Origin of the sequence: Rubrivirga litoralis, from assembly GCF_031846415.1 — a bacterium.
Classification (GTDB): Bacteria; Bacteroidota; Rhodothermia; order Rhodothermales; family Rubricoccaceae; genus Rubrivirga; species Rubrivirga litoralis.
In genome coordinates, this window is the sequence record NZ_JAVRHT010000078.1 from 1 (window position 1) to 2132 (window position 2132).

The window sequence follows — 2132 nt, forward strand, 5'->3', positions numbered from 1 at the left end:
TGCCCTCCTCCGCCCCGCCCACGGCGCGGCCCTTCCACGCCACGCGGCCGCGGGCGTGCGCCCACGCCGAGTCCAGCTGGAGCGCGGCGCCGAGCGCGAGCGTGACCGGCGCGAGCGCGCTCACCCACAGCGGGAACCGTCCCCAGCGGTCGACGCCCAGCTTGACGGCGACGAGCGTGACGAGCGGGGCGGCCGCCCACGGCGGCGCCAGCCCGGCCGCCCCGCCCAGCGCGAGCGCGCTCGGGACCACCCACACGAGCGTGTAGAGCGCGAAGAACGCCGCGAACGGGGCGGGGCGGCCGCCGGCCAGCAGGTAGGCGTTCTTGCGGAACCCGGCCCACGCCTCGCCGAACGAGCGGTACATCCGCACGGCCAGCTCACCGCTCAGGTCCTCGACCCAGAGACGGACGCCCGACCGCTTGAGGTACCGGCCGATCATGACGTCTTCGAGCACCTCGTCGCGGACCGCCTCGTGCGGGCGGAGCCGGCGGTAGTCGTCGGCGCCGAGCACCCAGACCTGCCCGTTGACGGCGCTCAGGCCGGGGCTCTTCGTCCGCGGCACGAGCGGGGTGGGGAGCGCGGCGAGGATCGCGAACGGGACCAGGCTCGTGAGCAGCGCCGCCGGCCCGCGGTCGAGGTAGCGCGGGAGGCCCGAGAGCGCCGTGCCCGCCCCGCCGTGGCGCGCCCACCGCCCGACGAGCCGGGCCAGCGCGCGCTCGTCGCGGAGCTCGGCGTCGGCGTCGAGGAACACGAGCACGCGGCCGGTCGCGCGCCGCGCGGCCTGGTACAGCGCGTGCGGCTTGCCGACCCACCCCGCCGGCGGCCCGCTCCCGCGGACCGGCACGAGGCGCGGGTCCGCGTGCGCCTGGAGCACGGCCCACGTCCCGTCCTCGCTCGCGTCGTCCACGACGACGGCCTCGAAGGCGACGCCCGTCTGCGCCAGGAGCGTCGGGAGCAGGCGCCGGAGGTTGTCCTCCTCGTTCCGCGCCGGGACCAGCACCGAGACCGCCACCCCCGCAGGAGACGGCGCAGCCGCCCCGCCCTCCGGCTCGGGCGGGGCGGGGAGGGCGCGCGACCGGCCGCGCGCGAACGCGACGAGGTTCACGCCGAGGACCAGGAAGACGCCGGCGTGGAGCGCGAGGACGACGGCCGCGAGCGCCGTCACGGAGGGTCGACGAGGAACTGGCGGAACATGCGCGGCGGGTCCCCCGCGAGCAGCCGCCGCCCGAGCGCGGCGCCCTGTGCCGCGTCCTGCTTGCGGACGGCCATCCAGATCCACACCTCGGCCTCGAACGGGTGGATGCCCGGCGTGGGCCGCCGCGCGAGCACCTGGCGGAGCCGCTCGAACGTCCGCTGCGCCTCGGCCACGTTGCCGCCGAAGATCCGCGGCTTGTAGTAGAGCCCCTGGCCCTTGACGAGCAGCGCGTACGGCTCGTCGGAGTCGAGGCGGAGGGCCTCGTTCAGGATCCGCTCGGACCGCCGGCCCCGCGCCGGGAGCGCCCACTTGGGTCCGCTCGCCGCCTTGTACGCCCACAGCGCCGAAATCAGCGCCAGCTCGCGGGCCGACCGGACGCCCTCGCTGGCTGGGATCTCGTCGAGGTAGCCCTCGTCCAGCGTCATCGGGAACAGGCGGTACAGGCAGAGCAGCCGGTCGAGCTGCGTCCGCGCCCCCCGCCGGTACAGCCGGTCGACGCCCGACGTGTCCTGGCGCGCGTAGTAGTACGTCAGCGAGTCCTGGACGGATACTGTCGCCGACGTCTCCGCCCCGCCCCACGCCGCGGGCGGGGCGGGCGGCGGCGCGGCACCGAGGAGGAACGCGGCGAGGAGGGCGAGCATCGGGTGGGGCGAACCCCGAGAGAGGAGGCCGGCGAACCTACCAGGACCGGGCGGGGCGGCGGCAGCGGAACGGGACCTTCACCAACAGATTGCGGGGGACGGAGCGGGCAGCGAGCAGCGTGCGGCGAGCAGCGGGCGGGGCGGTCGTGTCAGGCACGCCGCCATCCCGAAGCGGCGGCAGTCCCCCTCCTGGCCAGGAGGGGCTAGGGGTGGTTGTGACGCGGGCGGGGCGGTTCGGGAAAGGCACCGCCCCGCCCGATGCCGCCCTGCCCACAGCGCGGGCGGGGTGGTCGAAC

Annotated in this window: 2 protein-coding genes; both read right to left on the reverse strand. The window is 76.6% G+C overall.

The window, feature by feature from the left end; translation table 11 throughout:
* A partial coding sequence (locus RM540_RS16180) for a glycosyltransferase (RefSeq protein ID WP_311666047.1) occupies positions 1-1165 on the reverse strand: 1165 nt, incomplete at its 3' end.
* A complete protein-coding gene (locus tag RM540_RS16185; protein WP_311666048.1) occupies positions 1162-1836 on the reverse strand; it encodes a hypothetical protein in 675 nt (224 codons plus the stop codon). The genes RM540_RS16185 and RM540_RS16180, both read right to left, overlap by 4 nt.
* Positions 1837-2132 lie beyond the last annotated feature (296 nt).